Genomic DNA, 21,867 nt, shown 5'->3' on the forward strand with positions numbered 1-21,867 from the left:
TCACATTATAAGCAGTTTTTTTGCCAGCGAGCTATTTGCGCGGGTGTCAAGTCTGGTATCTAATGTCAAAAAACATAAATCGTCCGTAAGTCTCGGATGCTGATAGGAAATCAGTCGTGCTAGGGCTCTTCACTAAGAAAGCGAACACACTGCTGGGGATCGACATCAGTTCGACTTCGGTCAAACTCCTCGAGTTGAGCCGTTCGGGCGGGCGCTACAAGGTAGAGGCCTACGCCGTAGAGCCGCTCCCGCCGAACTCGGTGGTCGAGAAGAACATCGCCGAACTGGAGGGGGTCGGCCAGGCGCTGTCGCGGGTGGTCGCCAAGGCGCGCACCGGCGTGAAGACGGCTGCCGTGGCGGTCGCCGGCTCGGCGGTCATCACCAAGACCATCGAGATGGACGGCGGGCTTTCCGAAGACGAGCTGGAGAACCAGCTCAAGATCGAAGCCGACCAGTACATTCCCTATCCCCTGGAGGAAGTCGCCATCGACTTCGAGGTCCAGGGCGTATCCGCGCGCAACGCCGAACGCGTCGACGTGCTGCTGGCGGCCTGCCGCAAGGAGAACGTCGAGGTGCGCGAGGCCGCGCTGGCCCTGGCCGGGCTCACCGCCAAGGTGGTGGACGTCGAGGCCTACGCGCTGGAGCGCGCCTTCGGCCTGCTCGGCGACCAGTTGGGCGGCAACGCCGACGAGCTGACCGTCGCGGTGGTCGACATCGGCGCCACCATGACCACCCTCAGCGTCTTGCACCACGGCCGCACCATCTATACCCGCGAGCAGCTGTTCGGCGGCCGCCAGCTCACCGAGGAGATCCAGCGCCGCTATGGCCTGTCGGTGGAAGAAGCCGGCCTCGCCAAGAAGCAGGGCGGTCTTCCGGATGACTACGACAGCGAAGTGTTGCAACCGTTCAAGGATGCGGTGGTGCAGCAAGTTTCGCGTTCGCTGCAGTTCTTCTTCGCCGCGGGCCAGTTCAACGACGTCGACTACATCCTGCTCGCCGGCGGCACGGCTTCCATTCCCGACCTGGACCGGCTCATCCAGCAGAAGATCGGTACCCCGACGCTGGTGGCCAACCCCTTCGCCGACATGGTGCTGAGCAACAAGGTGAATGCCGGCGCGCTGGCCAGTGATGCGCCGGCGCTGATGATTGCCTGCGGTCTGGCGATGAGGAGTTTCGACTGATGGCACGCATCAACCTACTGCCATGGCGGGAGCAGCTGCGCGAGGAGCGCAAGCAGCGCTTCCTGGTCGCCCTGGGCGGCGTGTTGCTGGTGTCCGGCGGCCTGGTGTTCCTCGGTGACCAGTACTTCAGCTCGGCGATCGAGAACCAGAGCGCGCGCAACGACTTCCTGCGCAAGGAAATCGCCGTGCTGGACGCCCGCATCAAGGAGATCAGCGAGCTGAAGACGCGCCGCCAGCAATTGCTGGAGCGGATGAAGATCATCCAGGACCTGCAGGGCAACCGGCCGATCATCGGGCGCGTCTTCGACCAACTGGTGCGCACCCTGCCCGATGGCGTGTACTACACCGGCCTGAAGATGAACGGCCACACCATCGCCATCGCCGGCGCCGCCGAGTCCAACAACCGCGTGTCCAACCTGATGCGCAACCTGGACGCCTCCGACTGGCTGACCTCGCCCAATCTCACCGAGGTCAAGGCGGTCACCCAGGGCGCCGTCGACCAGGCCAACACCTTCCAGCTCACCGTGCAGCAGACGCAGCCTGGCGAGAAGGTCAAGGAGCAGGAGAAGAAGACAGTCGCGCAAGGAGCCAAGAAATGAGTCTGGCCGATTCCCTGCAAAGCCTGCGCAAGATCGACATCAACGAACTGGACTTCAACAACGTCGGTTCCTGGCCCGCCGCGGCCAAGGTGATCGCCGGCGCGCTGCTGATGGTGCTGGTGCTGGTGCTCGGCTACCAGTTCCACCTCAAGGACCTGCAAGGCGAGCTGGACCAGCGCCGGGCCGAGGAAGAGACGCTCAAGCAGCAGTTCGGCACCAAGGCCTTCCAGGCGGCCAACCTGGAAGCCTACAAGAACCAGATGAAGGAGATGGAAGAGTCCTTCGGTGCGCTGCTGCGCCAGCTGCCCAGCGACACCGAGGTGCCCGGGCTGCTCGAGGACATCACCCGCACCGGCCTGGGCAGCGGCCTGGAGTTCGAGGAAATCAAGCTGCTGCCGGAAGTCACCCAGCAGTTCTACATCGAGCTGCCGATACAGATCAGCGTGGTCGGCGGCTACCACGACCTGGCGACCTTCGTCAGCGGCGTGGCCAGCCTGCCGCGGATCGTCACCCTGCACGACTTCGAGATCAAACCCGTGAGTGCGGACAGTACCACCAAGCTGCGCATGACCATCGTGGCCAAGACCTACCGCTACAACGACAAGGGCGTGCAGGCCAAGCCGGCGGCCAACAAGGCGGGGGCGAAGAAATGAACAAGCGCCTGATGCTGTGTGGCCTGTTGCTGCTGAGTCTGAATGGTTGCGGTTCGGGGGGCGATTTCGCCGACCTGCAGGCGTACATGGACGAAGTCCGTGCGCGGCCCAAGGGCTCCATCGAGCCGCTGCCCAAGTTCCAGCCCTACGAGGCCTTCACCTACAACGCCTCGTCCCTGCGCAGCCCGTTCCAGCCGCCGGTGAAGATCGACCTGGCGATCAAGCAGAAGGGCTCCAAGGTGGTCAAGCCCGACGAAACGCGGGTCAAGCAGTTCCTCGAAGGTTTCAACATCGAGACCTTCGAGATGGTGGGGACACTGTCCAACCAGGAGGGTACGTTCGCCCTGGTCCGCGGTGCAGGAGGGGTGCACCGGGTCAAGGTGGGGGATTATCTGGGGCGCAACGATGGGAAGATCGTTTCCATCAGCGAAGGCAAGATCGATGTAGTCGAGATCGTTCCTGATGGTGAGGGTGGCTGGCTCGAACGTCCGCGCAGCCTGACTCTCAAGGAGCGCTCCTAAGGGCGGGGATGACCATGGATAACAAACTGCTGTCTGCACGACGGATACAGACGACGATGAACAGAACTATGACCCGCCTGGGCTTTGCCCTGTTGGCCGGCCTTTTCGCGCCGAGCCTGCTCGCCGCCAACCTGCAGCGCGTCGACGTGGCCTCGCTGCCGGGGGATCGCGTGGAGCTCAAGCTGGGCTTCGACGAGCCGGTGGCCGCGCCGCGTGGCTACACCATCGAGCAGCCGGCGCGCATCGCCCTGGACCTGCCGGGCGTGCAGAACAAGCTGGGCAGCAAGAACCGCGAGCTGGGCGTGGGCAACGCGCGCAGCCTGACCGTGGTCGAGGCCAAGGACCGCACCCGCCTGATCATCAACCTGACCACCCTGGTGCCGTATTCCACCCGCGCCCAGGGCAACGACCTGATCATCCTGGTCGGCCAGGGTGGCGGCGCGCCCGCCGCGGCGGCCAGCTCCGCGCCGAGCGCGGCCCCGGCCTATGCCGCGGCGCCTCGCCCGGCGCAGCCCAAGCCCTACGTGCCGGTGGGCAAGGCGATCCGCAACATCGACTTCCAGCGCGGCGAGCAGGGCGAGGGCAACGTGGTCATCGACCTGTCCGACCCGAGCGTCAGCCCGGACATCCAGGAGCAGGGCGGCAAGATCCGCCTGGACTTCCCGCGCACCCAGCTGCCCGACAGCCTGCGCGTGCGCCTGGACGTGAAGGACTTCGCCACCCCGGTGCAGTTCGTCAACGCCTCGGCTGCCGGCGACAAGGCCAGCATCGTCATCGAGCCCAGCGGCCTGTACGACTACCTGGTGTTCCAGACCGACAACCGCATGACCGTCAGCATCAAGCCGATGACCGCCAACGAGGCCGAGAAGCGCAAGAAGGACAGCTTCGCCTACACCGGCGAGAAGCTGTCGCTGAACTTCCAGGACATCGACGTGCGCTCGGTGCTGCAGCTGATCGCCGACTTCACCGACCTGAACCTGGTGGCCTCGGACACCGTGCAGGGCAACATCACCCTGCGCCTGCAGAACGTGCCCTGGGACCAGGCGCTGGACCTGGTGCTCAAGACCAAGGGCCTGGACAAGCGCAAGGTCGGCAACGTCCTGCTGGTGGCGCCGGCCGACGAGATCGCCGCGCGCGAGCGCCAGGAGCTGGAAGCGCAGAAGCAGATCGCCGAACTGGCGCCCCTGCGCCGCGAGCTGATCCAGGTGAACTACGCCAAGGCCTCCGACATCGCCAAGCTGTTCCAGTCCGTGACCGGCACCAGTTCCGGCCCGGGCGCCCAGCCTGCCGCCGGGACCGACAACCGTGGCTCCATCACCGTCGACGACCGCACCAACGCCATCATCGCCTACCAGACCCAGGACCGCCTGGACGAGCTGCGCCGCATCGTCTCGCAGCTGGACATCCCGGTACGCCAGGTGATGATCGAGGCGCGCATCGTCGAGGCCAGCGTCGACTACACCAAGGAGCTGGGGGTGCAGTGGGGTGGTTCGCTGAATAATCGCGGCAACTTCAATATCACCGGTGGCGCCAACAGCACGAGCAATACCTTCGTCGATCTGGGCGTCAGCACCGCGTCCCCGACCTCCGGCATCGGCATCGGCTTCGTCACCGACAACACCACCCTGGACCTGCAGCTCAACGCCATGGAGAAGACCGGCAACGGCGAAGTGGTGTCGCAGCCGAAGGTGGTCACCTCGGACAAGGAAACCGCGAAGATCCTCAAGGGCTCGGAGATTCCCTACCAGGAAGCCAGCTCCAGCGGCGCCACCTCGGTGTCCTTCAAGGAGGCCGCGCTGTCCCTGGAGGTCACTCCGCAGATCACCCCGGACAACCGCATCATCATGCAGGTCAAGGTGAACAAGGACGAGCCCGACTACCAGAACGCGCTGCTCGGCGTGCCGCCGATCAAGAAGAACGAGGTCAACGCCAAGGTGCTGGTCAACGACGGTGAAACCATCGTCATCGGCGGGGTGTTCTCCAACACCCAGACCAAGACCACCTCCAAGGTCCCGTTCCTCGGCGACGTACCGGTCGTCGGCCGCCTGTTCAAGAACGACTATGTGACGGACACCAAGAACGAGCTTCTGGTTTTCCTCACTCCCCGGATCATGAATAATCAGGCCATTGCCATCGATCGTTGATCAATGCCGTGCCCAATCTGATTCTGGTAGGCCCGATGGGTGCTGGAAAGAGCACCATCGGGCGTCTTCTTGCCAAAGAGCTGCACCTCGACTTCAAGGACTCCGACAAGGAGATCGAACAGCGCTGCGGAGCCAACATCCCCTGGATCTTCGACGTCGAGGGGGAGGCCGGCTTTCGTGAGCGGGAAAGCGCCATGCTCGCCGAGCTCTGCGACGGCGACGGCGTGGTGATCGCCACCGGCGGCGGCGCCGTGCTGCGCGAGGCCAACCGCGCCGCGCTCAAGGCCGGCGGCAAGGTGGTCTACCTGCACGCCTCGGTCGACCAGCAGATCGCCCGCACCGCCCGCGACAGGAACCGGCCGCTGCTGCAGAAGCCCAACCCGGGGCAGATCCTGCGCGACCTCATGGCCCTGCGCGATCCGCTGTACCGGGAGATCGCCGACGTGGTGGTGGAAACCGACGAGCGGCCACCGCGCCTGGTGGTGCTGGAGATACTCGATCGCCTGCGCAGGCTGGAGCGCCATTAAAGGGCGCGCGGTTCTGCGTTATCCTAGTGCCCTTTCCTGTCTGGGGGCTTCATGCGCACACTCACTGTCGATCTCGGCGACCGCAGCTACCCGATCCACATCGGCGAAGGGCTGCTGGACGATCCGCGTCATTTCGCGCCGCATATCCGTGGGCGGCAGGTCGCCATCGTCACCAACGAGACCATCGCGCCGCTGTACCTGGCGCGCCTGCAGAAGACGCTGGCCGACTACGCGCAGATCGCCGTGGTCCTGCCCGATGGCGAGGCGTACAAGCAGTGGGAAACCCTGCAATTGATCTTCGATGCCCTGCTGCAGGCGCGGCATGACCGCAAGACCACCCTGATCGCCCTTGGCGGCGGCGTGGTCGGCGACATGACCGGCTTCGCCGCGGCCTGCTACCAGCGCGGCGTCGATTTCATCCAGGTGCCGACCACCCTGCTGTCCCAGGTGGATTCCTCGGTGGGCGGCAAGACCGGGATCAACCACCCGCTGGGCAAGAACATGATCGGCGCCTTCTACCAGCCGCAGGCGGTGGTGATCGATGCCGCCTCGCTGGGAACGTTGCCGGCGCGCGAGCTGTCCGCCGGCCTGGCAGAGGTCATCAAGTACGGCCTGATCTGCGACGAGCCTTTCCTCGCCTGGCTGGAAGACAACGTCGACGCGCTGCTGGCGCTCGACTCCGCCGCGCTGGCCGAAGCCATCGAGCGCTCCTGCGCGGCCAAGGCCCGGGTGGTGGGCGCCGACGAACGGGAATCCGGGGTGCGCGCCACCCTCAACCTCGGCCACACCTTCGGCCACGCCATCGAGACCCACATGGGCTATGGCGTCTGGCTGCACGGCGAAGCCGTGGGTGCGGGAACCGTGATGGCACTGCAGATGTCGCATCTGTTGGGCTGGCTGACCGCCGCCGAGCGCGACCGTGGCGTGCGCCTGCTGCAGCGGGCGAAACTGCCGGTGGTGCCGCCGAAGGAAATGAGCGCCGGGGACTTCCTCGAGCACATGGCGGTGGACAAGAAGGTGCTCGACGGCCGTCTGCGCCTCGTATTGCTGAAAGGGCTGGGGGATGCGGTGGTCACTGCGGACTTCCCTCGTGAGATTCTGGAAGAAACCCTGCGTACTGATTACCAGGCCCTGGTCGATCAGTTAGGAGAACATTGAGGTCCCATGTCCAGCTTGCATGCCGATGAGGCCTTCCTGGCCCACTACCAGTTCAGCCACGACCCCTTCGCTCCGCGGGTTCCTGGCTTCAAGTTCTTCCCGGCACAGCGCAAGCCGGTGCTGGGCCAACTGCACCACCTGGCGCGCTACAGTCACCTGCTGCTGGCGGTGACCGGCCCCCTGGGCAGCGGCAAGACGCTGCTGCGCCAGGCCCTGGTGGCCAGCACCAACAAGGATGCGGTGTCCAGCGTGGTGATCTCCGGCCGTTCGGCGGCCGACGAAGCCACCCTGATGCGCCAACTGGCCCAGGGCCTGGGCATCACCCAGGTGAGCATCGAGGCCATCCTGGCCAAGGTTGCCCAACTGGCGATCACCGGGCAGGACGTCTACCTGCTGGTGGACGATGCCGAGCAACTGCGTGACGGCGCCCTGGAAGTGCTGCTGTTGCTGGCCGCCGGCAACAGCGAGGCGCGCCTGCACGTGTTCCTGTTCGGCGAGCCCGAGCTGCTGTCGCGGCTGGAGGCGCTGTCCGAGGGCGAGGAGCGCTTCCACGCCATCGAGCTGCAGCCCTACAGCGAGGAAGAGACCCGCGAATACCTGGCGCAGCGCCTGGAAGGCGCAGGGCAGGGCGCGGAGCTGATTTCCGACGACCTGCTGGCCGACATCCACGAGCAGTCCGGCGGCTGGCCGGGCTCGATCAACCAGGTGGCCCGCGACGCCCTGATCGAGGCGATGCTGGCCGACCGTGGCGGCGCCCGCAAGGCCGCTCCTGGCGCCGGCCTGCGCCTGCCGAAGAAACATCTGCTGATCCTCGGCGTGGTCGCCATCGGCGTGGTCGCCGCCTGGTTCATGCAGGGCCGCACCAGCAAGCCGGATAGCGCCGCCACCCAGGCTTCCGCGCAGTTGCCGATGGGTTCCGCCGCGCAGCCGGGCGCAGCCCAGGCGCCGGCCTCGGGCTCCGGCCCCTCGGTGGAGTTCGCCGGTTCCAACCAGCCGGTGCCGCTGCCGCTGGTGGGCGAGGCCCAGCCGGTCATCCGTGAGCCCATGGCCCAGGCCGGTGGCCAGGAAGACGCCGACGAAGGCGCCATGCCCGCGCCCGGCGTGCCGCCGACCGTGACCACCTCCGCACCGCCGCTCGCGCCGCTGGCCGGCAAGAGCGCGCCGCAACCGCTGAATCCGGTGCCGCCGGCGCCGAGCGTGGCGAGCGCTCCGGCGCAGCCGGTGGCTTCCACGCCTGCCCCGGCCCCGGTCAGCAAGCCGGTGGCCAAGGCCGAGCCGGTGAAGCCGGTCGCCAAGCCCGCGGCCAAGCCGGCAGAACCCAAGGCCGTGGCCAAGGCTGCGCCGAGCAAGCCTGCGGCCCCGGCCAAGGCCAGCGCCGCCGCCGGTGGTGCCGGTAGCCAGTGGTATCGCTCGCAGCCCGCGGGGAATTATGCTGTGCAGGTGCTGGGCACCGGCTCCGAGGCCAGCGCCAAGGCCTACATCAGCAAGCAGGGCGGCGGCGAGTACCGCTACTTCCGCAAGACCCTGCAGGGCAAGCCCTTCTACGTGGTGACCTACGGCAGCTTCCCCAGCCGCGCCGCCGCAGTGGCCGCGGTGAAGAGCCTGTCGGCCAAGGCCCAGGGCGGCAAACCCTGGCCGCGCACCTTCGCCAGCATCCAGCAGGAAATCGCCAGCGCCCGCTGACGCGCTGTCGCAAAAATGAAAACCCGCCAGTCACAAGCACGACTGGCGGGTTTTTTCTTTCAGGAATGCGACATCCAGTTTCAGCCTCTCGCCAAAAATTTGTGAGGCGCCTTGTACCTATGTACAATGGCCTCCCTTTGCCTGTCGGAAACTTGCCGCTTGAGCGAGAAGACAGGCGAAGTCGCTGAATTAAAAAAGTTTTGCCGGTGAGAGTTCCCTATGAAAGCAGGTCTGTACCATCCTGAGACGTTCAAGGATAACTGCGGATTCGGCCTGATCGCCCATATGCAGGGCGAGCCAAGCCACGAACTTCTGCAAACCGCCATCGAAGCACTGACCTGCATGACCCACCGAGGTGGGATCAACGCGGACGGGAAGACCGGGGACGGCTGCGGGCTGCTGATCCAGAAGCCCGACGAGTTCCTGCGGGCGGTGGCCAAGGCCGAATTCGCGACCGATCTGCCCGCCCAGTACGCGGTGGGCATGGTCTTCTTCAACCAGGACCCGGTGAAGGCCGAGGCCGCTCGCGCGAACATGAACCGCGAGATCGAGGCCGAAGGCCTGCAACTGGTCGGCTGGCGCAAGGTGCCGATCGACACCAGCGTGCTCGGCCGCCTGGCCCTGGAGCGCCTGCCGCAGATCGAGCAGGTGTTCGTCGGCGGCGAAGGCCTGTCCGACCAGGACTTCGCCGTGAAGCTGTTCTGCGCCCGTCGGCGTTCCTCGGTGGCCAACGCCGCCGACGCCGACCACTACGTCTGCAGCTTCTCGCACAAGACCATCATCTATAAGGGCCTGATGATGCCGGCGGACCTCGCCGCCTTCTATCCGGACCTTTCCGACGAGCGCCTGAAGACCGCCATCTGCGTCTTCCACCAGCGCTTCTCCACCAACACCCTGCCGAAGTGGCCGCTGGCCCAGCCGTTCCGCCTGCTGGCGCACAACGGCGAGATCAACACCATCACCGGCAACCGCAACTGGGCCCAGGCCCGGCGCAGCAAGTTCGTCAACGAGTTCATGCCGAACCTCGACGAGCTCGGTCCGCTGGTCAACCGCGTGGGTTCGGACTCCTCGAGCATGGACAACATGCTCGAGCTGATGGTCACCGGCGGCATGGACATGTTCCGCGGCCTGCGCATGATCATTCCGCCGGCCTGGCAGAACGTCGAGACCATGGACGCCGACCTGCGCGCGTTCTATGAATTCAACTCGCTGCACATGGAGCCGTGGGACGGCCCCGCCGGCGTGGTGCTGACCGACGGCCGCTACGCCGTCTGCCTGCTCGACCGCAACGGCCTGCGCCCGGCGCGCTGGGTCACCACCAGGAACGGCTACATCACCCTGGCCTCGGAAATCGGCGTCTGGGACTACAAGGCCGAGGACGTGCTGGCCAAGGGCCGCGTCGGCCCGGGGCAGATCCTCGCGGTGGACACCGAGACCGGCCAACTGCTGCAGACCGAGGACATCGACAACCGCCTGAAGTCGCGCCACCCGTACAAGCAGTGGCTGCGCCAGCGCGCGCTGCGCATCCAGGCGACCCTGGAAGACGACCAGGGCGTGGCCAGTTACGACAGCGACCAGCTCAAGCAGTACATGAAGATGTTCCAGGTCACCTTCGAGGAGCGTGACCAGGTGCTGCGCCCGCTGGCCGAGCAGGGCCAGGAAGCGGTCGGCTCGATGGGCGACGACACCCCGATGGCGGTGCTGTCCAAGCGCATCCGCTCGCCCTACGACTACTTCCGCCAGGTCTTCGCGCAGGTCACCAACCCGCCGATCGACCCGCTGCGCGAAGCCATCGTGATGTCCCTGGAAACCTGCCTGGGCGTCGAGCAGAACATCTTCGAAGAGTCGCCGCACCACGCCAACCAGGCCATCCTGACCACCCCGGTGATCTCCCCGGCGAAGTGGCGCAGCCTGATGAACCTGGAGCGCCCGGGCTTCGACCGCCACCACATCGACCTGAACTACGACGAGTCCGTCGGCCTGGAAGCGGCCGTGCGCAACATCGCCGACCAGGCCGAGGAAGCCGTGCGCGCCGGCAAGGTGCTGCTGGTGCTCTCCGACCGCCACATCGCCCCCGGCAAGCTGCCGGTGCACGCGGCCCTGGCCGTCGGCGCCGTGCACCACCGCCTGGTGCAGACCGGCCTGCGCTGCGACTCCAACATCCTGGTGGAAACCGCCACTGCCCGCGACCCGCACCACTTCGCGGTGCTGGTGGGCTTCGGCGCCTCGGCGGTCTACCCGTTCCTCGCCTACGAGGTGCTGGCCGACCTGATCCGCACCGGCGAAGTGCTGGGCGACCTCTACGAGGTGTTCAAGTACTACCGCAAGGGTATCTCCAAGGGCCTGATGAAGATCCTGTCGAAGATGGGCATCTCCACCATCGCCTCCTACCGCGGCGCCCAGCTGTTCGAAGCCATCGGCCTGGCCGACGAGGTCACCGGCCTGTGCTTCCCGGGCGTGCCCAGCCGCATCCAGGGCGCGCGCTTCCTCGACATCGAGAACGAGCAGAAGCTGCTGGCCTTTGATGCCTGGAACAACCGCAAGCCGATCCAGCAGGGCGGCCTGCTGAAGTTCGTCTACGGCGGCGAGTACCACGCCTACAACCCGGACGTGGTCAACACCCTGCAGGCCGCCGTGCAGCAGGGCGACTACGAGAAATTCAAGGAATACACCGCGCTGGTGGACAAGCGTCCGGTGTCGATGCTCCGCGACCTGCTGCAGGTGAAGACCGCCGCGCAGCCGCTGAGCCTCGACGAAATCGAGCCGCTGGAGTCGATCTTCAAGCGCTTCGACGCCGCCGGCATCTCCCTCGGCGCGTTGTCGCCGGAAGCCCACGAGGCCCTGGCCGAAGCCATGAACCGCCTCGGCGGGCGCTCCAACTCCGGCGAGGGCGGCGAGGACCCGGCGCGCTACGGCACGCTGAAGAGCTCGAAGATCAAGCAGGTGGCCACCGGCCGCTTCGGCGTGACCCCGGAATACCTGGTCAACGCCGAGGTCCTGCAGATCAAGGTGGCCCAGGGCGCCAAGCCCGGCGAGGGCGGCCAGCTGCCCGGCGGCAAGGTCAACGGCCTGATCGCCCGCCTGCGCTACGCGGTGCCCGGCGTGACGCTGATCTCGCCGCCGCCGCACCACGACATCTACTCCATCGAGGACCTGGCGCAGTTGATCTTCGACCTCAAGCAGGTCAACCCGCAGGCGCTGGTGTCGGTGAAACTGGTCTCCGAGCCGGGCGTGGGCACCATCGCCGCCGGCGTGGCCAAGGCCTATGCCGACCTGATCACCATTTCCGGCTACGACGGCGGTACCGGCGCATCGCCCATCACCTCCATCAAGTACGCCGGCAGCCCGTGGGAACTGGGCCTGGCCGAGGCGCACCAGACCCTGCGCGGCAACGACCTGCGCGGCAAGGTCCGCGTGCAGACCGACGGCGGCCTGAAGACCGGCCTGGACGTGATCAAGGCGGCCATCCTCGGCGCCGAGAGCTTCGGCTTCGGCACCGCGCCGATGATCGCCCTGGGCTGCAAGTACCTGCGCATCTGCCACCTGAACAACTGCGCCACCGGCGTGGCCACCCAGAACGACAAGCTGCGCAAGGACCACTTCATCGGCACCGTCGAGATGGTGACGAACTTCTTCACCTTCATCGCCAGCGAGACCCGCGAATGGCTGGCCAAGCTGGGCGTGCGCAGCCTCGCCGAGCTGATCGGCCGTACCGACCTGCTGGAAATCCTGCCCGGCGAAACCGCCAAGCAGGGCAACCTCGACCTCACCCCGCTGCTGGGCAGCGACCTGATCCCGGCCGAGAAGCCGCAGTTCTGTGAAGTCGAGAAGAACCCGCCGTTCGACCAGGGCCTGCTGGCCGAGAAGATGGTCGAGCTGGCCCGCAGCGCCATCGAAGGCGCCAAGGGCGGCGAGTACGAGCTGGACATCTGCAACTGCGACCGTTCCATCGGCGCGCGCGTGTCCGGCGAGATCGCCCGGGTGCACGGCAACCAGGGCATGGCCAAGGCGCCGATCACCTTCCGCTTCAAGGGTACCGCGGGGCAGAGCTTCGGCGTGTGGAACGCCGGCGGCCTGCACCTGTACCTGGAAGGCGACGCCAACGACTACGTGGGCAAGGGCATGACCGGCGGCAAGCTGGTGGTGACCCCGCCCAAGGGCAGCCCGTTCAAGACCCAGGAGTCGGCCATCGTCGGCAACACCTGCCTGTACGGCGCCACCGGCGGCAAGCTGTTCGCCGCCGGCACCGCGGGCGAGCGTTTCGGCGTGCGCAACTCCGGCGCCCACGCGGTGGTCGAGGGCACCGGTGACCACTGCTGCGAATACATGACCGGCGGCTTCGTCTGCGTACTGGGCAAGACCGGCTACAACTTCGGCTCCGGCATGACCGGGGGCTTCGCCTACGTCCTGGACATGGACAACACCTTCGTCGACCGCGTGAACCATGAGCTGGTGGAAATCCAGCGGATCAGCGGCGAGGCGATGGAGGCCCAGCGCAGCCACCTGCGCAAGGTCCTGGTGGAATATGTCGAGGAAACGGCGAGCGAGTGGGGGGCGAACCTGCTGGAGAACCTCGACGACTACCTGCGTCGGTTCTGGCTGGTGAAACCGAAGGCCGCGAGCCTCGGCTCCCTGCTGACCAGCACCCGTGCCAACCCGCAATAAGCGCCTGAAGTCTGAAGAGGTCTTGAAATGTCTGAACGTCTCAACAATGACTTCCAGTTCATCGAAGTCGGGCGCAAGGATCCGAAGAAGAAACTGCTGCGCCAGCGCAAGCGCGAGTTCGTGGAAATCTACGACCTGTTCAAGCCGCAGCAGGCGGCTGACCAGGCCCATCGCTGCCTGGGCTGCGGCAACCCGTACTGCGAGTGGAAGTGCCCGGTCCACAACTTCATCCCCAACTGGCTGAAGCTGGTTTCCGAAGGCAACATCCTGGCCGCCGCCGAGCTGTCGCACCAGACCAACACCCTGCCGGAAGTCTGCGGCCGGGTGTGCCCGCAGGACCGCCTCTGCGAGGGTGCCTGCACCCTCAACGACGGTTTCGGCGCGGTGACCATCGGCTCGGTGGAGAAATACATCACCGACACCGCCTTCGCCATGGGTTGGCGCCCGGACATGTCCAAGGTCAAGCCCACCGGCAAGCGCGTCGCGGTGATAGGCGCAGGCCCGGCCGGCCTGGGCTGCGCCGACGTGCTGGTGCGCAACGGCGTGACCCCGGTGGTGTACGACCGCAACCCGGAAATCGGTGGCCTGCTGACCTTCGGCATCCCCGAGTTCAAGCTGGAGAAGCACGTGCTGTCGCGCCGCCGCGAAGTCTTCACCGGCATGGGCATCGAGTTCCGCCTGAACACCGAGATCGGCAAGGACGTGACCATGGAGCAGCTGCTCGATGAGTACGATGCCGTGTTCATGGGCATGGGCACCTACACCTACATGAAGGGTGGCTTCCCCGGCGAGGACCTGCCCGGCGTGCACGACGCGCTGGATTTCCTGATCGCCAACGTGAACCGCAACCTCGGCTTCGAGAAGTCCCCCGAGGACTTCGTCGACATGAAGGGCAAGCGCGTGGTGGTCCTGGGCGGCGGCGACACCGCGATGGACTGCAACCGCACCTCCATCCGCCAGGGCGCCAAGAGCGTGACCTGCGCCTACCGCCGCGACGAAGAGAACATGCCCGGCTCGCGCAAAGAGGTGAAGAACGCCAAGGAAGAGGGCGTGAAATTCCTCTTCAACCGCCAGCCCATCGCCATCGTCGGCGAGGACAAGGTGGAAGGCGTGAAGGTGGTCGAGACCCGTCTCGGCGAACCGGACGCCCGTGGCCGCCGCAGCCCCGAGCCGATCCCGGGCTCCGAGGAGATCATCCCGGCCGAAGCCGTGCTGATCGCCTTCGGCTTCCGCCCGAGCCCGGCGCCCTGGTTCGAGCAGCACCAGGTCGAGATCGACAGCCAGGGCCGCGTCATCGCCCCGGCCGCCGCGCAGTTCAAGCACCAGACCAGCAACCCGAAGATCTTCGCCGGCGGCGACATGGTCCGCGGTTCCGACCTGGTGGTGACGGCGATTTTCGAAGGCCGCACTGCGGCTGAGGGGATACTCGACTACCTCGGCGTCTGATTGGCTGTCTTGCCGGCTGCGCCGAGGCGCTTTTCGTAGGATGGGTTGAGCTTTGCGAAACCCATGCGGCCGTGGGGTGATGGGTATCGCTTCGCTCAACCCATCCTACGACTGCGAACCCTGCCTCTGGAGGAGCGGGCCCTGCCCGCGAATCGCGCGCAGGGCGCGCTCCTGCAAAAGATGTATGGCGCTGCGGCAGAATGCCGCGATGGACAAAAGGCACGGCCCCCGCCGTGCCTTTTGCTTTGGGCTTTGCGAAAATGCCCGCACTTTTTTGCCGGATGCCGCCATGACTGCCCTGAAGAACGATCGCTTCCTCCGTGCCCTGCTCAAGCAGCCCGTCGACGTCACCCCCGTGTGGATGATGCGCCAGGCCGGCCGCTATCTCCCGGAATACCGCGCCACCCGCGCCAAGGCCGGGGACTTCATGAGCCTGTGCATGAACCCGCAGCTGGCCTGCGAGGTGACCCTGCAGCCGCTGGACCGCTATCCGCAGCTGGACGCGGCGATCCTCTTCTCCGACATCCTCACCATCCCCGACGCCATGGGCCAGGGCCTGTTCTTCGAGAGCGGCGAGGGCCCGCGCTTCAAGAAGGTGGTCTCCAGCCTGGCCGACATCGAGGCGCTGCCGATCCCCGATCCGGAAAAGGACCTGGGCTACGTCATGGACGCGGTGCGCACCATCCGCCGCGAGCTGAACGGCCGGGTGCCGCTGATCGGTTTCTCCGGCAGCCCCTGGACCCTCGCCACCTACATGGTCGAGGGCGGCTCCAGCAAGGACTTCCGCAAGTCCAAGGCGATGCTCTACGACAACCCGCAGGCCATGCACGCGCTGCTCGACAAGCTGGCGCAGTCGGTCACCAGCTACCTCAACGGGCAGATCCGCGCCGGCGCCCAGGCGGTGCAGATCTTCGACTCCTGGGGCGGCAGCCTGTCGTCGGCGGCCTACCAGGAATTCTCCCTGGCCTACATGAAGAAGATCGTCGACGGCCTGATCCGCGAGCACGACGGCCGCCAGGTGCCGGTGATCCTCTTCACCAAGGGCGGCGGCCTGTGGCTGGAGTCCATGGCCGATACCGGCGCCGAAGCGCTGGGCCTGGACTGGACCTGCGACATCGGCAGCGCCCGCGCCCGCGTCGGCGACAAGGTGGCGCTGCAGGGCAACATGGACCCGTCGGTGCTCTACGCCAACCCGGAAGCCATCCGCCGCGAAGTGGCGCGCATCCTCGGCGCCTACGGCCAGGGCAGCGGCCACGTGTTCAACCTCGGCCACGGCATCACCCCGGAAGTCGACCCGGCCCACGCCGGCGCCTTCTTCGAGGCGGTGCACGAGTTGTCGGCGCAGTATCACTGACGCTTCGCCCTGCGGACATGGTCGGGAAATTCGGTGCCAATCTGTAGGAGCGGGCCCTGCCCGCGATTCGCGCGCAGGGCGCGCTCCTACAAAACATGCACCCAACGAAAAAGCCCCGCCAATGGCGGGGCTTTTTCATGGGCGCTGCGTCAGGCGGCGTCGGCCGCGTAGCCGGCGGCGCGCTGGGCCTTGCGACGGTTCGAGACCAACAGGCCGGAGCACACCACCACGATGGTCAGCAGGGCGGTGGCGACCACCTCCATGCGGTGGTCCGGGCGGATCATCATGGTTACCAGGGCGCCGGCGATGAACAGGATCACCGCCCAGGTCAGCCAGGGGAACAGCCACATCTTCAACGTCAGCTGGTGGCCTTGGGCGAGCAGCTTCTTGCGCATGTTCAGCTGCGAGATGGCGATCACCAGGTACACCAGCAGGGCGATGGCGCCGGAGCTGGCCAGCAGGAAGTTGAACACTTCGGCCGGGGCCAGGTAGTTGGCGAAGGTGCACAGGAAGGCCATGGCGGTGGACAGCAGCACGGCGTACACCGGGGTGCGGCTGGCGCTGGTCACCTGGGCGATGCGCGGGGCGTCGCCGCGCTTGCTCAGCGAGTACATCATCCGCGAGGCGGTGTAGAGCGCCGAGTTCAGGCAGCTGGTCACCGAGACCAGGACGATGATGTCGACGATCAGCTTGGCGTAGGGCACGTGCAGGTGCTCCAGCACGGTCTGGTAGGAGCCCATGCTCACCAGGCGCGGGTCGTTCCACGGCACCAGGCAGACCACGATCAGGATCGACAGCAGGTAGAACAGGGCGATCCGCCAGATCACCGAGTTGGTGGCGCGGGTGATCTGCTGCGCCGGGTCCTTGGACTCGGTGGCGGCGATGGTGACGATCTCCGAGCCCATGAAGGAGAACATGGTGGTCAGCAGGGCCGCCAGCACGGCGCCCCAGCCCTTGGGCAGGAAGCCGCCCTCGGCGTAGAGGTGGCTGATGCCGCTGACCTCGGGGTTCGGCGAGACGCCGAAGATGGCCGCGCAACCCATGATCAGGAAGGCGATGATCGAGCCGACCTTGATCAGCGCCAGCCAGAACTCGAACTCACCGTAGTTCTTCACGCTGAACAGGTTGGTCACGGTCAGCGCCGCGGTGATCACGAAGGCCAGGACCCAGATCGGCGCGCCGGGGATCCAGGCGTGGATGATGGCGGCGGCGGCGTTGGCCTCCAGCGGGATCACCAGCACCCAGAACCACCAGTACAGCCAGCCGATGGTGAAGCCGGCCCAGTGGCCGATGGCGCGGTCGGCGTAGGTGGAGAAGGAGCCGCTGTCCGGCTGCGCGACGGCCATTTCGGCCAGCATGCGCATGACCAGGACCACCAGCAGGCCGGCGACCAGGTAGGAGACCATGACACCCGGGCCGGCTTCGGCGATGGCGTGGCCGGAGCCGACGAAGAGGCCGGCGCCGATGGCCCCGGCGATGGACAACATGGTGACGTGGCGGTTCTTCAGGCCCTGGGCCAGACCGGCGGATGGGGTACTGCTCATGCGTTACCTACAGCGAGAAAAGGAAGGAAATGCGTCCTGCGCAGCCGAAGCCGTTTTGATAATCCAACGAGGTGTTCCTTTTCCTGAACGCAAGATGCGCGCCACATTTTGTTACGACCTTGGTCGTAGGCGCGAAAAAAGTTGGGTAGAAGTGCCACGACGCCCCGGGATAGGGGCGTCGCGATCATGGGAATGTCATATCCAGAGGCGACACTGGCATATCTGTCGCCGACAGAATCGAAACTGGGTGTGTAGAAACTACTCAGTTGTGCGGGGTGCTCAGCGCGGGAAGGGTGCGCGGTAACACTGCCAGGCGCGCCAGGTGCAACGCCACCAGCACGGCGATGCTCAGCAGCGCGGCGATGAACAGGCCGACGCCGGTCCAGCCGAAGTGGTGCCAGAACACCCCGCCGGTGGTGCCGGCCACGCTGGAGCCCAGGTAATAGCTGAACAGGTACAGCGACGAGGCCTGGCCCTTGGCCTTGAGCGCGCGGCGGCCGATCCAGCTGCTGGCCACCGAGTGCGCGGCGAAGAAGCCGAAGGTGAACAGCAGCATGCCCGCGACTATCAGCGGCAGCGCCGGCAGCAGGGTCAGCAGCAGGCCGCTGAGCATCAGCACTATCACCGCCCAGAGCACCTTGCGCCGGCCCAGGCGGTCGGCCAGCGAGCCGACCCAGGCGGAGCTGTAGATGCCCACCAGGTACACCAGCGAGAGCACGCCGACCACGGCCTGGCTGAGGTGGTACGGATCGGCCAGCAGGCGGTAGCCGATGTAGTTGAACAGGGTGACGAAGGCGCCCATCAGCAGGAAGCCCTCGAGGAACAGCCAGGGCAGGCCGGCGTCGCGCAGGTGCGAGGCGAAGCCGTCGGCCAGTTGCCGGAGGTTCAGCGGGGTGGGGCGGAAGTTGCGCGACTCCGGGAGAATGCGCCAGAACACCACGGCCGCCACCAGGGCCAGGCCGCCGAGGATGGCGATGGCCGCGTGCCAGGACATGAAGTCCACCAGCACGCCGGTGATCAGCCGCCCGCTCATGCCGCCGATGGCGTTGCCGCCGATGTACAGCCCCATGGACAGGCCGATGTGCTGCGGGTGGATTTCCTCGCTCAGGTAGGTCATGCCCACTGCCGCCAGGCCGCTGAGCGACAGTCCGACCAGCGCGCGCATGGCCAGCACGCCGTGCCAGGTCGGCATCACCGCGCTGGCCAGGGTGAAGAGGGCGGCGAAGGCCAGCGAGGCGACCATGATCGGCTTGCGCCCGATGGCGTCGGAAATCGGCCCGGTGACCAGCAGGCCGAGGGCCATCATGATGGTCGCGATGGACAGTACCAGGCTGCTCTGCGCGGCGCTGAGGGCGAAGGTCTGCGACAGCACCGGCATCATCGGCTGCACGCAGTAGAGCAGGGCGAAGGTGGCGAAGCCGCCGGAGAACAGCGCCAAAGAGGTGCGCATGAAGGCCGGGGTGCCTTTCTCGATGTAGCTCTCGATGTCGTTCACGGCGCCGGCCAGCGCCTGGTTGGCCGCCTCGGCGGCCTGCAGCAAGGCGGGTTCGGAATCCGACGAAGCCCGCACGGCAGAGTGACTCACAACTCACCTCGATTCTGGAAAGGGGTGTGCCTCGCGGCGAGCGAAATCGGCCCGCGCAGCCAGGCTGGCAGAAAGTGGAAAGTCGTTATTGGGCTTGTGTGACAAGGATAAGGAAGGGCTTTTATTATTTCCAATATATTGATCGACACGTTTGATATGTAATTCGACTCATTCGGAGTTCCCATGGAGCTGCGCCACCTGCGTTACTTCATCGCCGTCGCCGAGGAACTGCATTTCGGCCGCGCCGCCGAGGCCCTGGGCATCTCCCAGCCGCCGCTGAGCCAGCAGATCCAGGCGCTGGAGGAGGAGATAGGCGCGCGCCTGCTGGAGCGCACCAACCGCCGGGTGGCGCTGACCGAAGCCGGCCGGCTGTTCCTCGACGAGGCCCGCCAGGTGTTGGCCCAGGTCGACCGCGCGGTGCTGCTGGCGCGCCGCGCGCACCAGGGCGAACTGGGCGAGCTGCGCATCGGCTTCACCGCCTCGGCGCCCTTCACCTCGGCCATCCCGCGCAGCATCCACGCCTTCCGCCAGGCCTACCCGGAAGTGCACCTGGACCTGCAGGAGATGAGCAGCCGGCAGATCGTCGAAGCGCTGCAGGAAGAGCGCCTGCAGGTCGGGGTGATCCGCTCCTTCCAGCTGCCGGCCTCGCTGGAGGCGGTGGAGCTGTTCAGCGAACCGCTGGTGGCGGTGCTGCGCGCCGACCACCCGCTGGCCCGCGATTCGCTGGAGGGCCTGGAGCTGGCGGCGCTGGCCGAGGAGCCCTTCGTATTCTTCCCGCGCAGCTATGGCACCGGGCTGTACGACCAGTTGCAGGCGCTGGCGCGGCAGGCCGGCTTCACCCCGCGCATCAGCCAGGAGGCCGGCGAGGCCATGACCATCATCGGCCTGGTGGCGGCGGGCCTGGGGGTTTCCATGCTGCCCGGCTCGTTCCGCCGCACGCGGGTGGACGGGGTGGTCTACCGCACCCTGCTGGACCCTGGCGCGACCAGCTCGGTATGGCTGGTGCGGCGGCGCAGCGAGAGGTCCCCGGCGGCGCTGGCCTTCATCGAGCTGGTCACCCGCGGCGCGGCGGCCTAGGCGCCGCCCGACGGCATGCGCAAGTGCTCGCCCTCGTCATGGGCATTGCATAGAATCCGCTGTCACTTGAACGGCTTGGAGGGGTGCTCATGCGTCGCGTGGTTTTCAATCAGAAGGGCGGGGTCGGCAAGTCGAGCATTGCCTGCAACCTGGCCGCCGTGAGCGCCGCCGAGGGCTACCGCACGCTGCTGGTGGACCTGGACGCCCAGGGCAATTCCACCCATTACCTCACCGGCCTGACCGGCGACGACGTGCCCATGGGCATCGCCGATTTCTTCAAGCAGAGCCTCTCCGGCGGCCCCTTCGCCCGCAAGGGCAAGGTGGATATCTACGAGACGCCGTTCGACAACCTCCATGTGGTGACCGCCACCGCCGAGCTGGCCGACCTGCAGCCCAAGCTCGAGGCCAAGCACAAGATCAACAAGCTGCGCAAACTGCTCGACGAGCTGGCCGAGGACTACGACCGTATCTACCTGGACACCCCGCCGGCGCTGAACTTCTACACGGTATCCGCGCTGATTGCCGCCGACCGCTGCCTGATCCCCTTCGACTGCGACAGTTTTTCCCGCCAGGCGCTGTACGGCCTGCTGCGCGAGATCGAGGAGCTGAAGGAGGACCACAACGAGGACCTGGAAGTGGAGGGCATCGTGGTCAACCAGTTCCAGCCGCGCGCCAGCCTGCCACAGCAACTGCTCGACGAACTGGTGGAAGAGGAAATGCCGGTGCTGCCGGTGTACCTGATGAGCTCGGTGAAGATGCGCGAGTCGCACCAGGCCTGCACCCCGCTGATCTACCTCGACCCCCGCCACAAGCTGACCCAGCAGTTCGTCGAACTGCACGGTCTGCTTGAAGCTTGAAGCTTGAAGCTTGAAGCCTGAGGCTTACAGCTGCTCTATTCAGGCACTGACCAGCAGGTCGCAAGGCGGCCGGCGCAGGTAGTAGCGCGCCGTGCTGCCCAGCAGGGCCTGTTGCAGCGCGCCGCGCCCGCGGCTGCCGAGCACCAGTAGCTGCGGCTGCCAGTCGGCCAGGCTGTGGTCCAGCGCTTCGCGAACCCCCATCGAACTCACCAGGCACTTGAGCTGCGGCAGCGGGCCGCCCACCTGCTGGCTCTCGTCGTGCATCAGCTGCTCCAGCAGCTGGCGTTGCTCGTCCAGGCGTTCGTGCAACCTTGCGGGGTCGTTGCCGGCGTCGTAGGCATGCAGGGCCAGCAGTTCGCCGCCCGGCGCCAGCCAGGCGCAGGCGCTGCGCCAGGCGTGGCAGGCGCCGACGGAGAAGTCCAGGGCGCTGAGCGCCCGCCGGTAGGGGCGCAGCTGCGAATCGGTCACCAGCAGCGCGGGCACCCGGCTGCAGCGCAGGATCTGTTCCAGGGTGGTGCCGTCGAAACGCTCCACCAGCGCCTGGCGGTGAGTGCCGGTGACCAGCAGGTCCGCCTGCAGCTCCTGCGCCGTGGCGGCTATCACGCTGGCCGGGCGGCCCTCGGCGACCAGCGGCTGGTAATCCACCAGGCCGGCGCTGCGGGCACTGTCCTGCAGCGCGGCGACGGCGCTCTGCCGGGCCTTGGCCAGCAGCGGCGCGCCCAGGGGCTGTTCGATGACGTGCAGCAGGCTGACGCGGGCGCCGTGCTCGGCGGCCAGTTGTGCGGCGCGGCGCACGGCGACGTCGGCTTCGACGCTGAGGTCGTGGGCGACCAGGATGTGCTTGGGCATGGTGGGATCCTCCGGCGGTCCCAC

At 66.6% G+C, this 21,867-nt stretch carries 16 protein-coding genes; 13 read left to right on the forward strand and 3 right to left on the reverse strand.

Annotated features, from left to right (window positions below; translation table 11 throughout):
- Positions 1-116 precede the first annotated feature (116 nt).
- The 11 genes from PM1_RS01630 to hemE all read left to right on the forward strand — a co-directional run bounded on the left by PM1_RS01630 (position 117) and on the right by hemE (position 15,931).
- Positions 117-1,181: a pilus assembly protein PilM gene (locus PM1_RS01630; RefSeq protein WP_009613650.1), complete on the forward strand. Its 1,065-nt coding sequence runs from the start codon at positions 117-119 to the stop codon at positions 1,179-1,181.
- Positions 1,181-1,780 (forward strand): type 4a pilus biogenesis protein PilN, encoded by a 600-nt coding sequence (pilN, locus tag PM1_RS01635; RefSeq protein ID WP_009613648.1) that lies wholly within the window; start codon positions 1,181-1,183, stop codon positions 1,778-1,780. Before PM1_RS01630 ends, pilN begins: the two co-directional genes overlap by 1 nt.
- Positions 1,777-2,433, forward strand: a complete 657-nt coding sequence (pilO, locus tag PM1_RS01640; RefSeq protein ID WP_009613645.1) for a type 4a pilus biogenesis protein PilO — start codon at positions 1,777-1,779, stop codon at positions 2,431-2,433. The genes pilN and pilO overlap by 4 nt, the downstream gene beginning before the upstream one ends.
- The gene (gene pilP, locus PM1_RS01645) at positions 2,430-2,954 is read left to right on the forward strand and encodes a type 4a pilus biogenesis lipoprotein PilP (RefSeq protein ID WP_009613643.1); all 525 of its coding nucleotides are present in this window, start codon (positions 2,430-2,432) and stop codon (positions 2,952-2,954) included. The genes pilO and pilP overlap by 4 nt, the downstream gene beginning before the upstream one ends.
- A gap of 56 nt (positions 2,955-3,010) precedes the next feature.
- Positions 3,011-5,098: a type IV pilus secretin PilQ gene (pilQ, locus tag PM1_RS01650; protein ID WP_024128058.1), complete on the forward strand. Its 2,088-nt coding sequence runs from the start codon at positions 3,011-3,013 to the stop codon at positions 5,096-5,098.
- An 8-nt stretch (positions 5,099-5,106) separates the two neighbouring features.
- Complete coding sequence (aroK, locus tag PM1_RS01655; protein WP_024128057.1) at positions 5,107-5,625, forward strand: shikimate kinase AroK; 519 nt, start codon at positions 5,107-5,109, stop codon at positions 5,623-5,625.
- Between the two features lie 51 nt (positions 5,626-5,676).
- Positions 5,677-6,783 (forward strand): 3-dehydroquinate synthase, encoded by a 1,107-nt coding sequence (aroB, locus tag PM1_RS01660; RefSeq protein ID WP_009613636.1) that lies wholly within the window; start codon positions 5,677-5,679, stop codon positions 6,781-6,783.
- Between the two features lie 6 nt (positions 6,784-6,789).
- Positions 6,790-8,466 carry an AAA family ATPase gene (locus PM1_RS01665; RefSeq protein WP_009613634.1) on the forward strand — a complete coding sequence of 559 codons (1,677 nt, stop codon included), beginning with the start codon at positions 6,790-6,792 and terminating at the stop codon, positions 8,464-8,466.
- 219 nt (positions 8,467-8,685) lie between these two features.
- Positions 8,686-13,131: a glutamate synthase large subunit gene (gene gltB, locus PM1_RS01670; RefSeq protein ID WP_009613632.1), complete on the forward strand. Its 4,446-nt coding sequence runs from the start codon at positions 8,686-8,688 to the stop codon at positions 13,129-13,131.
- A gap of 27 nt (positions 13,132-13,158) precedes the next feature.
- Positions 13,159-14,577, forward strand: coding sequence for an FAD-dependent oxidoreductase (locus tag PM1_RS01675; protein WP_009613630.1), 1,419 nt, complete (start codon positions 13,159-13,161; stop codon positions 14,575-14,577).
- Positions 14,578-14,866: 289 nt separating this feature from the next.
- Entirely contained in the window at positions 14,867-15,931 is a 1,065-nt protein-coding gene (hemE, locus tag PM1_RS01680) for a uroporphyrinogen decarboxylase (RefSeq protein ID WP_009613628.1), read from the forward strand.
- A gap of 149 nt (positions 15,932-16,080) precedes the next feature.
- Here the strand turns inward: hemE and gabP are convergent, their stop codons facing one another.
- Together gabP and PM1_RS01690 are read right to left on the reverse strand one after the other, a co-directional pair.
- Complete coding sequence (gene gabP, locus PM1_RS01685) at positions 16,081-17,475, reverse strand: GABA permease (RefSeq protein ID WP_009613626.1); 1,395 nt, start codon at positions 17,473-17,475, stop codon at positions 16,081-16,083.
- Positions 17,476-17,737: 262 nt separating this feature from the next.
- Positions 17,738-19,060, reverse strand: a complete 1,323-nt coding sequence (locus PM1_RS01690) for an MFS transporter (RefSeq protein WP_009613624.1) — start codon at positions 19,058-19,060, stop codon at positions 17,738-17,740.
- Between the two features lie 183 nt (positions 19,061-19,243).
- Between PM1_RS01690 and PM1_RS01695 the strand changes: the two genes are divergently transcribed.
- Positions 19,244-20,137 carry a LysR family transcriptional regulator gene (locus PM1_RS01695; RefSeq protein WP_009613623.1) on the forward strand — a complete coding sequence of 298 codons (894 nt, stop codon included), beginning with the start codon at positions 19,244-19,246 and terminating at the stop codon, positions 20,135-20,137.
- 89 nt (positions 20,138-20,226) lie between these two features.
- Positions 20,227-20,994: a ParA family protein gene (locus PM1_RS01700; RefSeq protein WP_009613622.1), complete on the forward strand. Its 768-nt coding sequence runs from the start codon at positions 20,227-20,229 to the stop codon at positions 20,992-20,994.
- 39 nt (positions 20,995-21,033) lie between these two features.
- On the opposite strand, the gene PM1_RS01705 is transcribed toward PM1_RS01700, so the two are convergent.
- Positions 21,034-21,843 (reverse strand): universal stress protein, encoded by an 810-nt coding sequence (locus PM1_RS01705; RefSeq protein ID WP_009613621.1) that lies wholly within the window; start codon positions 21,841-21,843, stop codon positions 21,034-21,036.
- Positions 21,844-21,867 lie beyond the last annotated feature (24 nt).

The sequence above is a fragment of the Pseudomonas sp. M1 genome (assembly GCF_022760135.1).
In the GTDB taxonomy this organism is placed as follows: Bacteria; Pseudomonadota; Gammaproteobacteria; order Pseudomonadales; family Pseudomonadaceae; genus Pseudomonas; species Pseudomonas citronellolis.

Excerpts from the sequence above, each read along its gene's own strand:
- pilN (WP_009613648.1), top strand. The coding sequence starts at position 1,181 with ATGGCACGCATCAACCTACTGCCATGGCGGGAGCAGCTGCGCGAGGAG.
- pilO (WP_009613645.1), top strand. The coding sequence starts at position 1,777 with ATGAGTCTGGCCGATTCCCTGCAAAGCCTGCGCAAGATCGACATCAAC.
- pilP (WP_009613643.1), top strand. The coding sequence starts at position 2,430 with ATGAACAAGCGCCTGATGCTGTGTGGCCTGTTGCTGCTGAGTCTGAAT.
- pilQ (WP_024128058.1), top strand. The coding sequence starts at position 3,011 with ATGAACAGAACTATGACCCGCCTGGGCTTTGCCCTGTTGGCCGGCCTT.
- aroB (WP_009613636.1), top strand. The coding sequence starts at position 5,677 with ATGCGCACACTCACTGTCGATCTCGGCGACCGCAGCTACCCGATCCAC.
- PM1_RS01665 (WP_009613634.1), top strand. The coding sequence starts at position 6,790 with ATGTCCAGCTTGCATGCCGATGAGGCCTTCCTGGCCCACTACCAGTTC.
- gltB (WP_009613632.1), top strand. The coding sequence starts at position 8,686 with ATGAAAGCAGGTCTGTACCATCCTGAGACGTTCAAGGATAACTGCGGA.
- PM1_RS01675 (WP_009613630.1), top strand. The coding sequence starts at position 13,159 with ATGTCTGAACGTCTCAACAATGACTTCCAGTTCATCGAAGTCGGGCGC.
- hemE (WP_009613628.1), top strand. The coding sequence starts at position 14,867 with ATGACTGCCCTGAAGAACGATCGCTTCCTCCGTGCCCTGCTCAAGCAG.
- gabP (WP_009613626.1), bottom strand. The coding sequence starts at position 17,475 with ATGAGCAGTACCCCATCCGCCGGTCTGGCCCAGGGCCTGAAGAACCGC.
- PM1_RS01695 (WP_009613623.1), top strand. The coding sequence starts at position 19,244 with ATGGAGCTGCGCCACCTGCGTTACTTCATCGCCGTCGCCGAGGAACTG.
- PM1_RS01700 (WP_009613622.1), top strand. The coding sequence starts at position 20,227 with ATGCGTCGCGTGGTTTTCAATCAGAAGGGCGGGGTCGGCAAGTCGAGC.
- PM1_RS01705 (WP_009613621.1), bottom strand. The coding sequence starts at position 21,843 with ATGCCCAAGCACATCCTGGTCGCCCACGACCTCAGCGTCGAAGCCGAC.